At 65.9% G+C, this 1,116-nt stretch carries 1 protein-coding gene; it reads left to right on the top strand.

Features of this window, described 5'->3' with window-relative positions; all coding sequences use genetic code 11:
* Positions 1–183 precede the first annotated feature (183 nt).
* Positions 184–1,062 (top strand): IS5 family transposase, encoded by an 879-nt coding sequence (locus tag NV1_RS41650; RefSeq protein ID WP_373864715.1) that lies wholly within the window; start codon positions 184–186, stop codon positions 1,060–1,062.
* Positions 1,063–1,116 lie beyond the last annotated feature (54 nt).

Raw genomic sequence — 1,116 nt, 5'->3', positions numbered from 1 at the left:
CTAGCCCGTGTGTCATAAGTAGTTCGGTTTGAGCGGCGCCGCCACGCGGCGCCGCTCAAACCGTGGTGCGGAAGGTGTTGTCTGCGTGGAGGTGTGGGTGGCCCGGTGAAGTGAGGTCTCCGGTAGATGGTTCAGCTGTCGAAGAAGAACCTGCATACCGGAGACCTCGTGACCAGCGTATCGGTGACCAGGCGAGCGGATCTGACCGACGCCCAGTGGGCGCGGTTGAAGCCGCTGCTGCCTCGTGGCAAGAAGACGGGTCGTCCGCCGAAATGGACGAAACGACAGCTCATCGACGGGATCCGGTGGCGGACCCGATGCGGGACACCGTGGCGGGACGTGCCCGAATACTACGGGCACTGGCGGACGGTGTACGGGCTGTTCCGCCGCTGGCAGCGGGCGGGGGTGTGGGCGCTGATCTGGAAGATGCTGCAGGTATTCGCCGATGCGGCCGGTGCGATCGTGTGGGAGGTGAGCGTGGATTCCACCATCGCCCGCGCGCACCGCCATGCCGCCGGTGCCCGTCGCGACGGTCACACGCAGGTCGAACCGCCCGGCGGGGTCGATACCGAACCCGCAGATCACGGACTGGGGCGGTCCCGCGGTGGCTGGACCACCAAGACGCATCTGGCATGCGAGCAGGGACGCAAAGTGCTGTCGATTGTGATCACCGCCGGTCAGCGTGGTGACAGCCCGCAGTTCACCGCGGTGCTCGACGGCATCGCGGTGCCCCGGCTCGGGAAGGGACGTCCGCGTACCCGGCCGGAGCGGGTACGCGCCGACAAGGCCTACAGCTCCCGAGCCAACCGCGCACACCTGCGTGAACGAGGGATCAAGGCCACCATCCCGATCAAGGCTGACCAAGCCGCCAACCGCAAGAAAAAGGGCTCCGCCGGCGGACGGCCGCCTGCCTTCGACGCCGACGATTACAAACTGCGGCACGCCGTGGAATGCGGTATCGGCCAGTTGAAGGAAAACCGTTCCGTGGCAACCCGATTCGACAAACTCGCCGTCCGCTACCAGGCCACCATCCACATCGCAGCCATTAACCAGTGGCTATGACAATGCGGTGAGAGCGGGCAACTACCCGCCCTCACCACTTATGACACACGGGCT

It is taken from the genome of Nocardia vaccinii NBRC 15922 (assembly GCF_001613305.1).
Taxonomy (GTDB): Bacteria; Actinomycetota; Actinomycetes; order Mycobacteriales; family Mycobacteriaceae; genus Nocardia; species Nocardia vaccinii.
This window is presented reverse-complemented; position numbering and strand designations above follow the sequence as displayed.